General features: G+C 67.9%; 9 protein-coding genes and 1 pseudogene. All 10 read left to right on the plus strand.

From position 1 onward, the window contains the following. Positions 1-41: 41 nt before the first annotated feature. The 10 genes and pseudogenes from D3874_RS13555 to D3874_RS13600 all read left to right on the plus strand — a co-directional run bounded on the left by D3874_RS13555 (position 42) and on the right by D3874_RS13600 (position 17,800). Entirely contained in the window at positions 42-821 is a 780-nt protein-coding gene (locus D3874_RS13555) for a formylglycine-generating enzyme family protein (protein WP_119778557.1), read from the plus strand. Further along, a complete protein-coding gene (locus tag D3874_RS13560) occupies positions 818-2,473 on the plus strand; it encodes a sulfatase-like hydrolase/transferase (RefSeq protein ID WP_119778558.1) in 1,656 nt (551 codons plus the stop codon). The genes D3874_RS13555 and D3874_RS13560 overlap by 4 nt, the downstream gene beginning before the upstream one ends. Before the next feature lie 710 nt (positions 2,474-3,183). Then, positions 3,184-3,387, plus strand: a pseudogene (locus tag D3874_RS32010) (4'-phosphopantetheinyl transferase family protein); the annotation flags it as partial. A gap of 298 nt (positions 3,388-3,685) precedes the next feature. Next, on the plus strand, positions 3,686-7,018 hold the full coding sequence (locus D3874_RS13570) for a non-ribosomal peptide synthetase (RefSeq protein WP_158595993.1): 3,333 nt from the start codon (positions 3,686-3,688) through the stop codon (positions 7,016-7,018). Next, the gene (locus D3874_RS13575) at positions 6,931-7,623 is read left to right on the plus strand and encodes a thioesterase domain-containing protein (protein WP_158595995.1); all 693 of its coding nucleotides are present in this window, start codon (positions 6,931-6,933) and stop codon (positions 7,621-7,623) included. The genes D3874_RS13570 and D3874_RS13575 overlap by 88 nt, the downstream gene beginning before the upstream one ends. 273 nt (positions 7,624-7,896) lie before the next feature. Beyond that, the gene (locus tag D3874_RS13580; RefSeq protein ID WP_119778560.1) at positions 7,897-9,228 is read left to right on the plus strand and encodes a glycosyltransferase; all 1,332 of its coding nucleotides are present in this window, start codon (positions 7,897-7,899) and stop codon (positions 9,226-9,228) included. Beyond that, positions 9,221-10,351, plus strand: a complete 1,131-nt coding sequence (locus D3874_RS13585) for an efflux RND transporter periplasmic adaptor subunit (protein ID WP_158595997.1) — start codon at positions 9,221-9,223, stop codon at positions 10,349-10,351. Before D3874_RS13580 ends, D3874_RS13585 begins: the two co-directional genes overlap by 8 nt. Before the next feature lie 10 nt (positions 10,352-10,361). Continuing rightward, the gene (locus D3874_RS13590) at positions 10,362-13,466 is read left to right on the plus strand and encodes a multidrug efflux RND transporter permease subunit (protein ID WP_119778562.1); all 3,105 of its coding nucleotides are present in this window, start codon (positions 10,362-10,364) and stop codon (positions 13,464-13,466) included. Between the two features lie 3 nt (positions 13,467-13,469). Then, positions 13,470-16,577, plus strand: a complete 3,108-nt coding sequence (locus D3874_RS13595) for an efflux RND transporter permease subunit (RefSeq protein ID WP_119778563.1) — start codon at positions 13,470-13,472, stop codon at positions 16,575-16,577. Continuing rightward, entirely contained in the window at positions 16,574-17,800 is a 1,227-nt protein-coding gene (locus D3874_RS13600) for an MFS transporter (protein ID WP_119778564.1), read from the plus strand. Before D3874_RS13595 ends, D3874_RS13600 begins: the two co-directional genes overlap by 4 nt. The last annotated feature ends 263 nt before the right edge of the window (positions 17,801-18,063 follow it).

The raw sequence follows: 18,063 nt of genomic DNA on the forward strand, positions 1-18,063 counted from the left end.
ATCAGGCTCGACGGCGGTTCCATGATCATGGGGCCCAGCCCATGCTGCCCGAGGAAGGGCCGCCGCGCGCCGTTTCGGTGGCAGGCTTCTGGATCGACCAGACCGATGTCACCAACGGCCAGTTCGCCGCCTTCGTTGCCGCGACAGGTTACGTCACCCTGGCGGAGCGCGGGGCCGCGCCTGCCTCGCTGGTCTTCGTCGGGGCCCGGAAATCGGTCGATCTCAACGATCCCGGCCAGTGGTGGCGGCTGGTGCCGGGTGCCGACTGGCGCCATCCGCTGGGCCCGGGCAGTTCGATCGCCGGCCTCGACCAGTTGCCGGTGGTCCATGTCGCCTACGATGATGCCCTGGCCTATGCCCATTGGCTGGGCCGCGACCTGCCGACCGAGGCCGAGTGGGAGTTTGCCGCGCGCGGCGGCATCGGGGATGCCCGCTATGCCTGGGGCGAGGCCCCGCCCGGCCAGGGCCGCGCCCGGGCCAACACCTGGCAGGGCCTCTTTCCATTGCAGGACGATGGCACTGACGGTTTCACCGCCCGCCCTTCGCCCGTCGGCTGTTTCCCGGCCAACGGCTACGGCCTCTACGACATGGCCGGCAATGTCTGGCAGTGGACCAGGGACCTCTCCACCGCGGATGGCGGCACCGGCGCCCGTGTGATCAAGGGCGGCTCGTTCCTGTGTTCCGACAGCTTCTGCTACCGCTTCCGGCCGGCCGCCCGCACCGACGCCGCCCCTGATAGCGGCGCCTCCCACATCGGCTTCCGCACCGTGTTCCGCCAGGAACGTCTTGCTTCCACGCCCAGCGAAAGTCCCCTGCCATGATCAAGAAACTTGCCATCGGCATCGCGGCCTTCGTGGCGCTCGGGACGGTGGCCTTCTTTGCGCTCGGCGGGCGCGACGGGATCACCCTGCTGGTCATTCCCTGGCTTGCCCCCCATGTCGGACCCAATCACGATGTCGCCTGGGCGCAAGGACCCACCGCGCCCCCCGCGGGCGCGCCGGCCCGCCCCAACATCATCGTCATCCTGGCCGATGACCTGGGCTTCAACGATGTCAGCTTCTACGGCGGCGGCACCGCCCACGGCGCGGTCAAGACGCCCAATATCGACCAGATCGGCCGTGACGGGGTGAACTTCCCCGCCGGCTATGCCGGTAACGCCACCTGTGCCCCGTCGCGGGCGGCGATCATGACTGGGCGCTATCCCACGCGGTTCGGCTTCGAATTCACGCCGACGCCGGTCGAGTTTTCCCGTCTGGTCGGCCATTTCGACAGCGAGGCGCCGCAACACCCGATCTATCACGCCGAGCGCGAAGCCTCCGTGCCGCCCTTCGAGGAGCAGGGGCTGCCGGTCAGCGAGATCACCATCGGCAAGCTGCTGCAAGGTGCCGGCTATCACACCATCCATCTGGGCAAGTGGCACCTGGGCGAGACCCCGCAATACCGCCCGGAGGCGCACGGCTTCGACGAATCCCTGGGCTTCTATTCCGGCGCCTCGCTGTTCATGGACAAGAACGACCCGGACGTGGTCAACGCAAAGCAGGATTTCGATCCCATCGACCGCTTCCTGTGGGCCGCCCTGCCCTACGGCGTGCGCTACAACGGCAGCGACATGTTCCGGCCCAAGGGCCACATGACCGATTACCTGACCGACGAGGCGATCAAGGCGATCGCGGCCAACCGCAACCGGCCGTTCTTCATGTACCTGGCCTATAACGCCCCGCACACGCCGCTGCAGGCGACCAGGGAGGACTACGACGCCCTGCCGCAGATCGAGGATCACACCCTGCGCGTCTATGCCGCGATGATCCGCTCGCTCGACCGCAATGTCGGCCGCGTGCTCGAGGCCCTGAAGGCCCAGGGCCTGGACAGGAACACGCTGGTCGTCTTCACCAGCGACAATGGCGGCGCGCATTATGTCGGGCTCGACGACCTGAACCGGCCCTATCGCGGCTGGAAGGCGACCTTCTTCGAAGGCGGCGTGCGGGTGCCCTTCTTCATGCGCTGGCCCGGGGTTCTGCCGGCCGGTGCCACCTTTGCCGCGCCGATCAGCCATTTCGACATCTTTGCCACCGCCGCCAGCGCCGCCGGCGCCGCCCTGCCGGCCGACCGGACGATCGACGGCGTCGACCTGCTGCCGTTCCTGACCGGCAGCCGCAGCGGCCGCCCGCACGACCGCCTGTTCTGGCGCTCCGGCCCCTATTGGGTGGTGCAGGCCGGCGACTGGAAACTGCAGGTGACGCAAACCCCCAATCAGGATTGGCTCTACGACCTCAAGGACGATCCGGCAGAACGGCAGAACCTGGCCCCGGCCCAGCCGGCGAAGGTCGCCGAGTTGAAGGCCATGATTGCCGGGTTCGAAAAGGAGCAGGTGGCACCCCTGTGGCCGGCGCTGATCGAGGCCCCCGTCGCGCTCGACCATCCCCTGAATCAGCCCTGGCAGGCCGACGACGCGTATATCTACTGGTCGAACTGACCGGGGGCTCGCCTGCGCACTCCCCCCAATCGTCATGCCCGGCCTTGTGCCGGGTATCCACGTCGGGACGAGCCACATCCGTCGACGGTATAGGCAGCTTGGCGACGTGGATGGCCGGGACTGCGCCCGGCCATGACGAACGAGGGTTGTGCCCCTTGACCTGGGGCCGGCGCCGCCGCTCCGCTTGCTGCAGCGCGGAAATCGGGTATCGCATGCGCGCCGCGATGACACCATAACGGCTCAATCTGCAGCATAAGCCACCAAAATGAATGCACTCTGGGTCGAAATACCACCCGGAAATGGGGTTACCTGAATGGGCCCGCTGCTCAACTGGCGGGGGTTGTGTTTTCTTCCCTTCAGTATTCCCTGTGCTTTTGCGCCGGTTGCTTGGCGTACCATGTCGGAAGAAAGTCATGCGCGTCGATCCAGGAGATGTTCATCTTTGGATATCGAGCTTTAAGTCGTTCGATTTGACTGTCGCCGAGCTTTCTCTTATTTGCAGTCATGATGAAATAACCCGCGCAAATCAATTTCATTTCATATCCGATCGAAAAAAATTCCTCCAGGGCCGCGCCTTCCTGCGGGTGACCCTGGCCGATTATATCGGCACTTCTAGTGCAAATATTCGCTTTCAATATGGTTGTTTTGGCAAGCCGACTGCAGAAAGTTCGGGCGGGATCGAGTTCAGCTTCTCGCGCTCCGGCGGCCAGATGGCGATCGCCGTCTCGCGCCTGCCCGTCGGCCTCGATATCGAGGAAATCCGCCCCGCCGTCGCGGTGGCCGAGGTTGCCTCGAGCTTCTTTTCGACCGGCGAACAGGCGGCCCTGGCGGCCTGCCCGGACCGGCTGCGGCCCCAGGCCTTCTATCGCTGCTGGGTTTCCAAGGAGGCCTATGTGAAGGCCTGCGGCCTGGGCCTGTCGCTGCCGCTCGACCAGTTCGAGGTCGCCGTCGACCCGAAGGCCCGGCCGGCCTGCTGCGCCCGCCGGCCGCGGTGCCCGGCGGCGAGGCCTGGTCGCTTCACGCCGTTGACGCATTACCCGGCTATGCCATGGCGCTGGCCGCAACGACTCCGCTCCGGACCCTTCGGGTCATGGAGCGGCAAGACGACGCCGAAGACGGCGCGCGATGGAACGGCTGGCGGGCGAAACGGCCGGCTACCAGGGGGGCGGAAATGCTTGGACGGACTCACATCCAACCGATCGGAGTTCAGCCATGAGCGATATGCAGCGTGTCAAAGCCGCGGGCATCCGCATTGTCGATGCTCCCCGCGAGGCGGCGGCGGAAGGTCCGGTGGCGCAGATCCTGCCCGTCTCCGTCCCCCAGCGCGGCATGTGGGTCAGCCAGAAGATCGCACCGCCCGATTCCGTCTTCAACATCGCGGAATATATCGAGATCCACGGCGCGCTCGACGTGCCCCTGTTCCTGGCCGCCCTGCGCCAACTGGCCGACGAGGCGGAAACCACCCGCACCCGCATCGTCGATATCGACAACACCCCGCGCCAGGTGATCGAGCCCCATTTCACCGGCGAGATCCCCTATTTCGACATCAGTGCCGAGGCCGACCCGCGCGCCGTCGCGCAAGCCTGGATGATGGCGGAACTGGGCCGCCCGGTGGACCTGGCCCACGATCCGTTGTGGAAGGTCGCGCTGTTCAAGGCCGGGCCCGAGCAATTCTTCTGGTATCACCGCTGCCACCACATCGTGCTGGACGGGTTCGGCGGCGGGCTGCTGGCCCGGCGCATGGCCGAGATCTACAGCGCCCTAGTGGAAGGCCGCGAGCCCGAGCCCTGCACCCTTGGGCGTTTCGCCACCATCGTCGAGAGCGAGGCCGGCTACCGCGCCTCGCCCCGGCTGGAGAAGGACCGTGAATACTGGCGCGAGCGCCTGGCCAACCTGCCGGAAGCGATTTCGCTGGCCAAGCGCCGCGGCACGCCGACCGGCGGGCTGCTGCGCGCCACGGCCCGGCTGTCGCCGGCCAGCACGGTGCGCCTGCACGAGATTGCCAAGCAGGCCTCGGGCACCTTGCCGCAGACCCTGATCTCGCTGCTCGCGGCCTATATCTTCCGCCTGACCGGGGCCGACGACCTGGTGTTCGGCATGCCGGTCACCGGGCGCACCAGCGGTGTGATGCGGCGCATTCCGGGCATGATGGCCAATGCGGTCGCCATCCGCCTGAAGATGGCGCCCGAACTGACCCTGGCCCAGTTGATCCCGCAGGTGGGCAGCGTGCTGATGGGGGCCCTGCGCCACCAGCAGTACCGCTACGAGGATCTGCGCAAGGATCTGGGCCTGCTGCGCCAGGACCAGCAGATTTCCTGGGTCGGCGTGAATATCGAACCCTTCGACTACGACCTGCGCTTTGCCGGCCTGCCCTCGACCGCGCACAACCTGTCCAACGGCTCGGTCGAAGACTTGACCATCTTCATCTACGACCGGGACGACGGCCAGGGCCTGCGCATCGATTTCGATGCCAATCCCGGCCTCTACAGCCATGCCGAACTGGCCGAGCACCAGCACCGGCTGCTGCGGCTGATCGAATCGGTCCTGGCGGATCCCACCAAGCCGATCGGCGAGATCGATCTGCTCGATCCGCAGGAACGCCGCAATGTGCTGCGGCTGTGGAACGAGACCACCCAGGAGGTGCCGGACCGCCCCTGGACGACCCTGTTCCAGGCCCAGGTCGCGGCAAATCCCGGCGCCGTGGCGGTGGTTTCCGGCGAGCGGGCGCTGACCTATCGCACGCTCAATGAACAGGCCAACCAGTTGGCCTATGCGCTGATCGGCCGGGGCATCGGCCCGGGCAGCCTGGTGGCCGTGGCCCTGCCCAGGGGCGAGCGCCTGGTGATCGCCCTGCTGGCCATTCTGAAGACCGGCGCCGCCTATCTGCCGCTGGATCCCGGGGCGCCCGCTGCCCGGCTGGCGCTGACCCTGGAAGACGCCCGGCCGGCCCTGTTGCTGACCACCACGGGGATCGCGCCGACCCTGCCGCCGGTGATCGCCGCCGTCCTGCTGCTCGACCAGTACGTCTTTGCCGGCAATACGGTCAACCCGACCGACGCGGACCGCCTAGCCCCGCTGACCGCGGACCTGCCGGCCTATGTCATCTACACCTCGGGATCCACCGGGCGGCCCAAGGGGGTGGTGCTGCCGCACCGCGCCTTGACCAATTTCCTGCTCTCGATGCAGGCGATGCTGAAACTGAGTGCGCAGGACCGCCTGGTGGCGGTGACCACGATCGCCTTCGACATCGCTGCCCTGGAACTGTTCCTGCCGCTGCTGACCGGGGCCCAGGTGGTGATCGCCACCAGGGATACCGTCCGCGACCCGGCCGCACTGGCCGGGCTGATCACCAGGACCGGCGCCACGATCATGCAGGCGACGCCGTCCCTGTGGCAGGCCCTGCTGGCCGACCATGGCGACACCCTGCGCGGCCTGCGCCCGCTGGTCGGCGGCGAGGCCCTACCCGGCACGCTGGCGCGCGCCATGCGCCGCCTGGGCCACAAGGTGGTGAACCTCTACGGCCCGACCGAAACCACCATCTGGTCGACCCTGATGGAGTTGGACGGCGACGATCTCGACAGCCCGCCGATCGGCCGGCCGATCTGGAACACCCAGGTCTATGTCCTGGACCGCGCCATGAACCCCGTGCCCGTGGGCGTGCCGGGCGACCTCTACATCGGCGGTGCTGGTGTCGCGGACGGTTACCTGAACCGGCCCGATCTGACGGCCGAGCGGTTCCTGGCCAATCCCTTCGGCGATGGCCGCCTGTATCGCACCGGCGACCTCGCCCGCTGGCGCGGCGACGGCGTCCTGGAATTCCTGGGGCGCAGCGATTTCCAGATCAAGATCCGCGGCTTCCGCGTGGAAGCCGGCGAGATCGAAGCCACCCTGCTGACCCATCCGCAGGTCGCCCAGGCGGTCGTCGTCCTGCGCGAGGAGACCAATGGCGACAAGCGCCTGGTCGCCTATGTCGTGCCGGCGGCCGGTGAGACCGCCGACGGCAGCGAGTTGCGCCGCCACCTGGAACGCAGCCTGCCCGACTATATGATCCCGGCGGCTTTCGTCAGCCTCGATGCCCTGCCGGTCAACGGCAACGGCAAGCTGGACCGCGGCGCCCTGCCGGCCCCGCAATGGCAGCAGACCTCGGGCTATGTCGCCCCACGCACCCCGACCGAGGAAATCCTCGCCTCGCTGTGGGCCGAGACCTTCGGCCTGGAGCGGGTGGGCATTCACGACAGCCTGTTCGACCTGGGCGGCGATTCACTCGCCGCCGCCCGCATGATCGCCGCCCTGCGCAGCCGCTTCTCCTTCGAGATCCCGCTGGGCGCGGTGTTCGGCACGCCGACCATCGCAGGCCTGGCCGAGCACCTGGAGAAGAGCAACGAGAGCGATCCCTTCACCCCCTGCTGCCGGTCAAGGCCGGCGGCGGCGCGGCCCCGCTGTTCTGCATCCACCCGGTGCTGGGCCTGGGCTGGGGCTATGCCGGCCTGCTGCGCTATCTGGGGGCCGACCGGCCGCTCTATGCCCTGCAATCCCATGGCCTGACGCGCTTCGAAGCCCTGCCGCAAAGCGTCGAGGCGATCGCCCAGAATTACCTGGGCCTGATCCGCGGCGTGCAGCCGCACGGCCCCTATCATCTGCTGGGCTGGTCCTTCGGCGGCCTCGTCGCCCACGAAATCGCCCGCCGCCTGCGCGACGGCGGCGAGGCGGTCGCGTTCCTGGGCCTGCTCGACGCCTATCCCTTCGTGACGCAACTGGACGAGGAACCCGGCGAGGCGGCCCAGGTGACGAGCGCCCTGAGCTTCCTTGGTTACGACAAGGCCGAGCTGGGCGAGGCACCGCTGACCATGGCGGCCCTGGCGGACTTCATCTGCGCGCAATACGACGTCTTCGCGATCCCGGTGGTCCAGGACATGCAGCGCAAGCACAAGGACCTGTTCGCCTGCATCAGCGCGGTGATCGAGAACAACATGCGCCTGGCCCGCGGCTTCACCCCGGCCGGATCGACATCGACGTCACCTTCATCCGCGCGACCGAGGGCAAGGGCGCCGATCTCGACTCGATCCTGCATCACCAGGCCCATGCCTGGAGCAGCCACATCGCCGGTGCCATCGACCTGCACGAAATCGCCTGCCATCACCAGGCGATGATGGAGCCGCCGGTCCTGGCCAAGATCGGCCCGATCGTCGCCGCCGCCCTGGCGCACACCCAGGCAACCACCAAAGACCTGGTGACGGCGTGAGGTCCGCAGGAAATATTCCCTCTCCGCCGTTTACGGGGGAGAGGGAAGGGGCCCGTTGCGAAGCAATGGGAAGGGTGAGGTGGTGGTCGGGCCGGACCACGCCCCACGCCGCCAACCCACCTCACCCAACCCTCTCCCCCCTGAAGGGCGGAGAGGGCTTTTGTGATAGCGAGATCGCATCATGCGCATAACCATCTTCGCCATCGGCACCCAGGGCGACATCCGCCCGTTCAGCGCGCTGGGCCGCGGCCTCAAGCGCGCCGGCCACCAGGTGCGCCTGGCGACCAGCGCCAATTTCCAGGGCCTGGTGACCCGGGCAGGGCTGGAATTCGCGCCGCTGACCGCCGATTACGAGAAGCTGATGCTCTCGGACCCTGAGATGATCAACAACGGCATGAACGTGGTCAAGGTGGCCAGGATCATGCGCGGTCACCTGTCGGAGATGGCCTCCCACTGGGCCGAGGAAGGCCGGGCGGCGGCGGCTGGCGCGGAGCTGCTGATCGGCGCCGGGCCGGCCACCATCCTGGTGGCCTCGCTCTCCGACGCGCTGGGCATTCCCTGCGTGCAGGCGCAGTTGCAGCCGATGACGCCGTGCAGCGACATCCCGCCGATGATGCTGCCGCCGCCCAAGTTCAAGATCCCGGGCATCGTCAACCTGGGCCTCTACCATGCCCTGCGCATGTTCACCTGGAAGGTCTTGAGCCCGGCGATCAACGGCATCCTGCGCAAGGACCTGGGGCTTGCCCCCTATAGCTGGCGCGGGCCCTACTACGGCGGGCCGGAGACGCGCCGGCGGGTGCTGTATGGTTACAGCGCGGTGATCCTGCCCCATTCGCGCGACTGGACCGACAACCAGCGCGTCACCGGCTATTGGTTCCTGGACGAGGCCGACGAATGGCAGCCGCCCGAGGACCTGACCCGTTTCCTCGACGCCGGGCCCAAGCCGGTCTATATCGGTTTCGGCAGCATGCTGAGCAATGATGCCGAGCGGATCACCCGCATCGTCCTGGAGGCCGTGAAACAGGTCGGCTGCCGGGCCATCCTGGCCACCGGCTGGGGCGGCATGAAGGCCGACGAGGCAGCCAGGGACGAGAACATCTTCATCCTGCAGCAGGCCCCGCACGACTGGCTGTTCCCCCGCTGCGAGGTCGCCGTCCACCACGGCGGCGCCGGCACCACCACGGCGGCGGCGCGCGCCGGCATTCCTTCCGTGATCATGCCCTTCATCACCGAACAGGCCTTCTGGTCCGACCGCTTGCAGCGGCTGGGCACCGCCCCGCCCTATCTCGACCGCAAGACCGTGACACCCACCCAGATGGCCAAGGCCATCGCCAAGGCACGCGAGCCGATGATGATCAAGCGTGCAGCGGAAGTGGGCGTGCAGGTCGCCGCCGAACGGGGCATCGACAATGCCATCCGGCAACTGGCCGACTGGGGCCTGCTGTCGCCGGCCCGCGAGGCCCCGCCCGCGCCCGCCTATCCCGCCTTCGCGGCCGAGGCTGCCGGTGGCTGAGATCTCCTCCCTCTGGCGCTCCCGCCGCGTCGTGATCGGCGCCGGCCTGGGCGCCGTGGTACTGGTGGCGTTCCTCCTGCTGCGCGGGGCGTCGGCCCCGGCCCAGCCGGGCACCGCCGAGGTTGCCGTGCCGGTGGTGGTGAGCCTGGTCACCATCAAGACCGTGCCGATCTATCTCGACGGCATCGGCACGGTCCAGGCATCGAACACGGTGCAGATCCGCAGCCGGGTCGACGGCCAGATCCTGGAAGTGCGCTTCCGCGAGGGCCAGGAGGTCAAGGCCGGCGATGTCCTGGTCATGGTCGACCCGCGGCCGTTCGAGGCCAACCTCAAGCAGATGGCGGCCAACCTGCTGCGCGACAAGGCGCAACTGGTCGATGCCAAGGCCCAGTTGAACCGCCTGATCCAGCTCAAGGACTTCGCCTCGCGCCAATCGGTCGACACCCAGCGGGCCAGTGTCGCCCAGTTCGAGGCCCTGGTGGCCGCGGACCAGGCCCAGGTCGACTATGCCCGCACCCAGCTCGATTACACCACCGTCCGCTCCCCCATCGATGGCCGCACGGGTATTCGCCAGATCGATGTCGGCAATGTCGTCCACGCCGCCGATACCAGCCCGATCGTGACCGTGACCCAGTTCACGCCGATCTCGGTGGTCTTCACCCTGAACGCCGACCACCTGCCGGTGATCACGGGTGGGACCGCGCGCGGCCCGCTGACGGTCTATGCCTTTGCCAAGGACAATTCGACCCAGTTGGCCCAGGGCCGCCTCGACCTGGTCGACAACCAGATCGACCAGGCCACGGGCACGGTCAAGCTGAAAGCGAGCTTTGCCAATGCCGATCACCGCCTGTGGCCCGGCCAGTTCGTGAATGCCCGGCTGCAAGTCGCGGTCCATGAAGGCCTGACCGTGCCGGCGACGGCCGTGCAGCACGGCCCCAACGGCACCTATGCCTGGGTCATCGCCCGCGACCAGACGGCGCAGATGCGGCCGGTCACCGTGTTGCAGATCCAGGATGGCCAGGCCCTGATCCAGGCCGGACTGGAAGCCGGGCAACGGGTCGTGATCGACGGCCAGTACAAGCTGCAACCGGGCAGCATGACCGCCCCCGCCGCCGGGGCCTGAGCAGGAACAAATGGAATTCTCCCGGCCCTTCATCCTGCGGCCGATCGCGACCACCTTGATCATGGTCGGGATCGTGCTGCTGGGCCTGCTCGGTTACCGGCTGCTGCCGGTCACCTCCCTGCCCGCGGTGGATTTCCCCACGATCCAGGTGACCTCGCGCCTGCCGGGTGCCGCGCCCGACATCATGGCCTCGCTGATCACCACGCCGCTGGAGCATCAACTGGGCCAGATCGCCGGCCTGACCTCGATGAATTCGGTCAGTTCCTTCGGCACCAGCCAGATCACCCTGCAATTCAACCTCTCGCGCGACATCGATGCCGCGGCCCAGGATGTCCAGGCCCAGATCAACGGCGCCTCGGGCCTGCTGCCGCTGGACCTGATGCCCAACCGCCCGACCTACAGCAAGGTGAACCCGGCCGACACGCCGGTGCTGATCCTGGCCATGACCTCGGACGAGCTGCCGTTGCGCGCGATCAATGATTTCGCCGACACAGTGGTGGTGCAGAAACTCTCCCAGGTCGAGGGCGTCGGCCTGGTCACCATCGAGGGCGGGCAGAAGGCGGCGGTGAGGCTTCAGGTGAACCCGGCCGCCCTGGCCGGCCTGGGCCTGTCGCTGGACGATGTGCGCCAGGCGGTGCAGGCCGCCACCGTCGACATGCCCAAGGGCGCCCTGGACGGGCCGCGCCAGTCGTTCCAGATCAGCGCCAACGACCAGTTGCTGGATGCGGAAGCCTATCGCCAGCAGATCATCGCCCATCGCAACGGCGCGCCCGTGCGCCTGATGGATGTGGCCGGCGTGGTCGACGGGGTGGAGAACGACCGCCTGGCCGGCTGGTACGACGGCAAGCCGGCCGTGATCCTGAACATCCAGCGCCAGCCCGGCGCCAACGTGATCGCTGTGGTGGACGCCATCCATGCCCTGCTGCCCCGGTTGCAGGCCAGCCTGCCGCCGGCGGTGAAGCTGACCGTGCTGACCGACCGGACGCAGACCATCCGCGCCTCGATCCACGACATGGAATTCACCCTGCTGCTGTCCACCGTGCTCGTGGTCCTGGTGATCTTCCTGTTCCTGCGCCGGCTGTGGGCGACGGTCATCCCCAGCGTCACCCTGCCGGTCTCGCTGATCGCCACTTTCGGCATCATGGCCCTGGCGGGCTTCACCCTCGACAACCTGTCGCTGATGGCACTCGCCATCGCCACCGGCTTCGTGGTCGACGATGCCATCGTGATGATCGAGAACATCGTGCGCCATATCGAGGCGGGCGAGACGCCGGTCGCCGCCGCCTTGAAGGGGGCGCGCCAGATCGGCTTCACCATCGTCTCGCTCACCGTCTCGCTGATCGCGGTGTTCATCCCGCTGCTGCTGATGGAAGGCGTGGTCGGGCGCCTGTTCCACGAATTCGCCATCACCCTGTCGGCCGCCGTGGCGATCTCCGCCGTGGTCTCGCTGACCCTGACGCCGATGATGTGCGCCCGCCTGCTGAAACCCCGCGCCGAGGAGCACCCGCCCGGCGCCGTCGCGCGCTGGAGCGAGGCCCAGTTCGACCGCATCCTGTGGCACTACGAGCGCAGCCTGCGCTGGGTGCTGCGCCACCAGCGGCCGATGCTGGCCTTCACCGTGGCGACCGTGCTCGCCACCGTCGCGCTCTACGTCGTGGTGCCCAAGGGCTTCCTGCCGCAGCAGGACACCAGCCTGATCGTCGGCGTGACCGATGCGGCGCCCGACATTTCTTTTGCCGCCATGGCGGCCAAGCAGCAGGAGATTGCCGAAATCATCCGCCGCGACCCCGATGTGGTCGCGGTCAGTTCCTTCGTCGGCACGGGCACGATCAACACCACCGGCAATGCCGGCCGACTCTACATCAACCTGAAACCGGTCGAGCAGCGCAGCGCCAATGCCGATGCGGTGGCCCTGCGCCTGAAGGCGGCGGTGGCCGGCATCCATGGCATCGAGCTGTACCTGCAATCGGCCCAGGAAATCGCCATCGGCAGCGCCTATTCCCGCACCCAGTACCAGTACCTGCTGCAAAGCGCCGATCCGGTGGAACTGGCCGCCTGGTCGGGCAAGCTGCTGGCGGCCATGGCGCGTTCCCCGGCCCTGGCCGATGTGGCGTCGGACGCCCAGGGCGGCGGCTTGCAGGCGGTCCTCGCGATCGACCGCGACGCGGCAGCGCGCTTAGGGGTAGGCATCCGCACCATCAACGACGCGCTCTATGACGCCTTCGGCCAGCGCCAGATCGCGACGATCTATACCCAGACCAACCAGTATCATGTGATCCTGGAGGTCGATCTGCGCTTTCGCGACGATGCCCAGGCCTTTGGCAACCTGCATGTGAAATCCGCCCTGGGCGATCTCGTGCCCCTGTCGTCCTTCATCCGCTTTGAATTGAAGAGCGCGCCGCTGGCCCTGATGCATCACGGCCTGTTCCCGGCCGTCACCCTGTCCTTCAATGTGCCGCCAGGCGTCTCGCTGGGCGAGGCGACGGCGGCGATCCACGAGGCGGAGGCGGCGATCGGCCTGCCGGCCTCGGTCGCGACCAGCTTCCTGGGCAGCGCGGCCGAGTTCGGCTATTCCCGCGCTAACGAGGGCATCCTGATCCTGGCGGCGATCATCACCGTCTATATCGTGCTGGGCATCCTCTACGAGAGCTACATCCACCCGATCACCATCCTCTCCACCCTGCCGTCGGCCGGCATCGGCGCCCTGCTGGCGCTGATCGTGGGGGGCCATGAGCTCAGCGTGATCTCGCTGATCGGCATCATCCTGCTGATCGGCATCGTGAAGAAGAATGCGATCATGATGATCGACTTCGCCCTGGACGCGCAACGCAACCAGGGCTTGGCCCCGGCCGAGGCGATCTACCAGGCCTGCCGCCTGCGCTTCCGCCCGATCATGATGACCACCATGGCCGCCCTGCTGGGCGCCCTGCCCCTGGCCTTCGGCACCGGGGCAGGCGCCGAACTGCGCACGCCCATGGGGATCGCCATCGTCGGCGGGCTGATCGTCAGCCAGTTCCTGAGCCTCTACACCACGCCGGTGATCTACCTCGCCTTCGACCGGCTGCAGCGGCGGGTCGACCGGACCTTTGCCCGCCCGGCACCGGCGGCGGAATAGGCCATGAGCATTTCGGCGCCCTTCATCCGCCGGCCGGTGGCAACCATGCTGCTGACCATAGGCGTGATGCTGCTGGGTGCCGCCGCCTATCTGCACCTGCCGGTGTCGACCATGCCGATCGTCGACCTCCCCACGATCGTGGTGCGCGCCAGCCTGCCCGGCGCCAGCCCCGACACCATGGCGGCGGCCGTGGCGACGCCGATCGAGCGGCAGTTGGGTGTCATCGCCGGCCTGACCGAGCTGACCTCGATCAATGCCGTGGGTGGCACCACCATCGTCGCCCAGTTCGACATCGCCCGCGATATCGACGGCGTCGCCCGCGACGTCCAGGCGGCGCTGGATGCCGCCGCCTCCAGCCTGCCGACCGACCTGCCCTCGCCGCCGATCTATATCAAGGCCAATCCCAACGTCTTCCCGGTGATCACCCTGGCCCTGTCCAGCGACGCGCTGCCGGCCAGCGAGGTCTATGATTACGCCGACAAGCTGCTGTCGCAGCGCCTCTCACAGATCCAGGGCGTCTCGCGGGTCGAGATCAGCGGGGCCGACAAGACGGCGATCCGCGTCCAGGTCAACCCCGCCGCCCTGGCCAGCCTGGGCCTGACCCTGGAGGATGTGCGCCTGGCCATCGCCGGGGCGACCGCCGCCGGCCCCAAGGGCAGCCTGGACGGGCCGGACCAGAGCATCACGGTGACCGGCAACGACCAGTTGATGACCGCGGCCGAGTTCAGCCGCCAGATCATCGCCTGGCGCGGCGGCGCCCCCGTGCGCCTGGGCGACATCGCCACGGTCAGCAGCGCGGTCAGCAACGTGAAGGTCGGTTCCTGGCTGAACGGCGAGCGCGCGGTACTGATCGAGGTGCGCAAACAGCCCGGCGCCAACACGATCGACGTGGTCGACCGGGTGAAGGCGGCGCTGGCCCAGGTGGAAACCTGGCTGCCGCCGGCGATCAAAGTCCATGTCGTGGCCAACCGCACCCGCACCATCCGCGCCGGCATCACCGACCTGCAATTGACCATGCTGCTGACTACCGCCCTGGTGGTGATGGTCATCGCCCTGTTCCTGCGCCGGTTCTGGGCGACCGTGATCCCCAGCGTGACCATTCCGGTCGCCATCGCCGGCACCTTCGCGGTCATGTATGTGGCGGGCTACAGCCTGGACAATCTCTCGATCATGGCCCTGATCATCGCCGTGGGCTTCATCGTCGACGACACCATCGTGATGATCGAGAATGTGGTGCGCCTGATCGAACAGGGCGAGACGCCGCTGCAGGCAGCCCTGCGCGGTGCCCGGCAGATCACCTTCACGGTGATCTCGCTCACCGTCTCGCTGCTCGCCGCCCTGATCCCGATCCTGTTCATGCCCGACGTGCTGGGCCGCTTCTTCCGCGAATTCGGCGTGACGCTCGCGGTCGCCATCGCCCTGTCGGCGATCATCTCACTGACCCTGACGCCGATGCTGTGCGGCCGGCTGCTGACAAGGCAGGACCTGCAACGGCCCGAGGGGCGGATCGGCCGCGCCATCGAGCGGGCGATCGCTGCCACCACCGAGGCTTACGGCGCCAGCCTGGACTGGGCGCTGGCCCGGCCGCGCCTGATGCTGGGCGTGGTCGGCTTGACCGTGGTCGTGGTCATGGTGCTGTTCGCGGCAGTGCCCAAGGGGTTTCTCCCTAAGCAGGATACCGGCGTGATCCGCGCCGTCACCGATGCCCCGGCGGACATCTCCTTCGAGGCGATGAGTGAGCGGCAGGCGGCGGTGACCCGCGTGCTGCTGGCCGATCCGGCGGTGGAGACGGTCAGTTCCTTCGTCGGCGTCGGCCTGTGGAATTCGCTGAAGAATGGCAATATCACCATCAACCTGAAGCCGCTGAAGCAGCGCCTCCCGGCCGACCAGGTGATCGAGCGGCTGCGCCCGCAACTGGCGCGCATCCAGGGTATCGATACCTATCTGTCGCTGGTCGATGATTTCGGCGTCGGCGGGCGGGCGGGCAAGGCGCGCTATCAGTATACCCTCCAAGGCGCCGACATCGACAAGCTGGCCCACTGGGTGGAGATCATGCGCGAGAAGCTGCGCGCCCTGCCCGACCTGGCCGATGTCTCGACCGACCAGGATGCCAACGGCCTGCGCGCGCACCTGGACGTCGACCGGGTGACGGCCGCGCGCCTCGGCGTCTCGCCCCAGACCATCGACCAGATCCTCTATGACGCCTTCGGCCAACGCCAGATCGCCACGGTCTATACTGAGTTCGACCAGTTCAAGGTGGTGCTGGAGGTCGACCCGCGTTACCAGACCGATCCCACGGCGCTGGCGCAACTGTTCGTGCCCACCGCGTCGGGCACGCCGGTGCCCCTGTCGGTGGTCACCACACAGGCGCAAGGGTTGACCCCGGCCCAGATCAATCACCAGGGGCAGTTGCCGGCCATCACCATCGGCTTCAACACCGCACCCGGCCTGCCCATCGGCAGCGCCATGGCCCTGATCGAACGTACGGCGCAGGAGGCCGGCCTGCCGCCCGACATCACCGGCAGCTTCGCGGGCGATGCCAAGGCAGCAGCGGATGCGATCGCCACCCAGGTGTGGATCCTGCTGGGTGCCATCGTCGCGGTCTATCTGGTGCTGGGCATCCTCTACGAGAGCTATGCCCATCCCTTGACCATCCTGTCGACCATCCCGTCGTCCGGCATCGGGGCGCTGGTCGCCTTAATGGTGACCGGCGTCGAATTCTCGCTGATCGCGGTGATCGGGTTGATCCTGCTGATCGGCATCGTGAAGAAGAACGCCATCATGATGGTCGATTTCGCCCTGGTCGCCGAACGCGAACTGGGCCTTGCCCCGCGCGAGGCGATCGCCCGTGCCGCCCGCCTGCGCTTCCGCCCCATCACCATGACCACGCTGGCCGCCGTGTTCGGCGCCCTGCCGTTGGCGATCGGCGTCGGCGCCGGCTCGGAGATGCGCCAGCCGCTGGGGATCGCCATCGTCGGCGGCCTGCTGCTGGCCCAGGTCGTGACGATCTATACGACGCCGGTGGTCTATCTCGCCGTCGACAAGCTGCGCGGCCGGCGGCGCTCGCGCTGGCTGCCCATGGAGGTTCCGGCCGAGGGGGCATCGTCATGACGCGCCCCATGGGCTTCATCCTGGTGACCATCCTGCTCGATGCCATGGGCTTCGGCCTGATCGTGCCGGTGCTGCCCCATCTGGTCGAAAGACTGCTGGGGCAAGGGCCGGCGGCGGCGGGTAATGCCTTCGGGATACTGGTGGCGCTCTATGCCGCGATGCTGTTCCTGTGTGCGCCGGTGATCGGCCGCCTGTCGGATCGCTTCGGCCGCCGGCCGGTGATCCTGCTGGCCCTGGCCGGCGCCGCCCTGGACCAGGTGGTGGCCGCCACCGCGGGCTCGCTGTGGCTGCTGATGGTGGCGCGCGCGCTGGCCGGGGCCTGCGGTGCCAATGCGGCGGCGGCCAGCGCCTATGTCGCCGATGTCACCCCGCCCGAGCACCGCGCCAAGGCCTTCGGCCTGGCCGGGGCCATGTTCGGCCTAGGGTTTGTGCTAGGCCCGGCCCTGGGCGGCATGCTGGGCGACTTGGGCCCCCGGGTGCCCTTCTGGGTCGCGGCCGGTCTCACCGCGCTCAATTTCCTGTGGGGCCTGGTCGTGCTGCCGGAAAGCCTGGCGCCGGCGCTGCGCCGCCCCTTCACCTTAGGCGCGCTCAATCCCCTGGCCGGCCTGATCGGCTGGCGGCGCTCGCGCCTGATCACCGGGCTGCTGGGGGCGATCTTCTGCTACATGCTGGCGCAATCGGCGGTGCAGGCGACCTGGGTGCTGTTCACAGCCATGCAACTGGGCTGGGGGCCGGGCGAGACCGGCCTGTCGCTCGCCTTCCTCGGGGTCGCCTCGGCCCTGTCGCAAGTGGTGGTGGCCCCGGCCGCCATTCGCCGGATCGGTGAACCGGCGGCCATGCTGCTGGGCCTGGCCTGCACCGTCGCCGCCTGCATCGGCTATTCCCAGGCGACCCAGGGCTGGCACATCTATGCCGTCACCGGCCTGATCGTCGTCGCTGTGATCACCGGGCCGGCCGCCCAGGCCATCATCACCCGCGCCGTGTCCAAGGGCGAACAGGGCCAGTTGCAGGGCACCATCACCGCCACCACCAGCCTGGGCGCGATCGCCGGCACCTTGCTGGGCGCCGCGATCTTCAGCTACTTCGCCGCCCCCGATGCGCCCCTCCACCTGCCCGGCGCCGCCTTCCTGTTCGCCGCCCTGCTGACCCTCGTGGCCATGGCCTGCCTCGCCTATGCCCTGGGCGGCCGCCGCGTGCCCATGAGGGCGGACAACCGCGCCTAGCGCCGGCGACTCACCCGGCCGGTCCGACCGCCCGGTGATTCTCGCGGTGGTACCAGCCACGCCAATTCAAGACGGCCGGCCGCCTGCAGAACAATCTTCGGCTGTATTTTGCCGCAAACCAATCCTCCATTTCGGGAGCGATTTCGCTAGACACCGGAATTCCGCCTGGAATCCGCCGTCTGGCCGCAAAATCTTAACGAAACATGAGGTTTTTAGCGGTATCCCTACGATTGATGCAGACCTCTTAAATTCAAGACGACGAC

This window comes from Oleomonas cavernae, from assembly GCF_003590945.1.
GTDB lineage: Bacteria > Pseudomonadota > Alphaproteobacteria > Zavarziniales > Zavarziniaceae > Zavarzinia > Zavarzinia cavernae.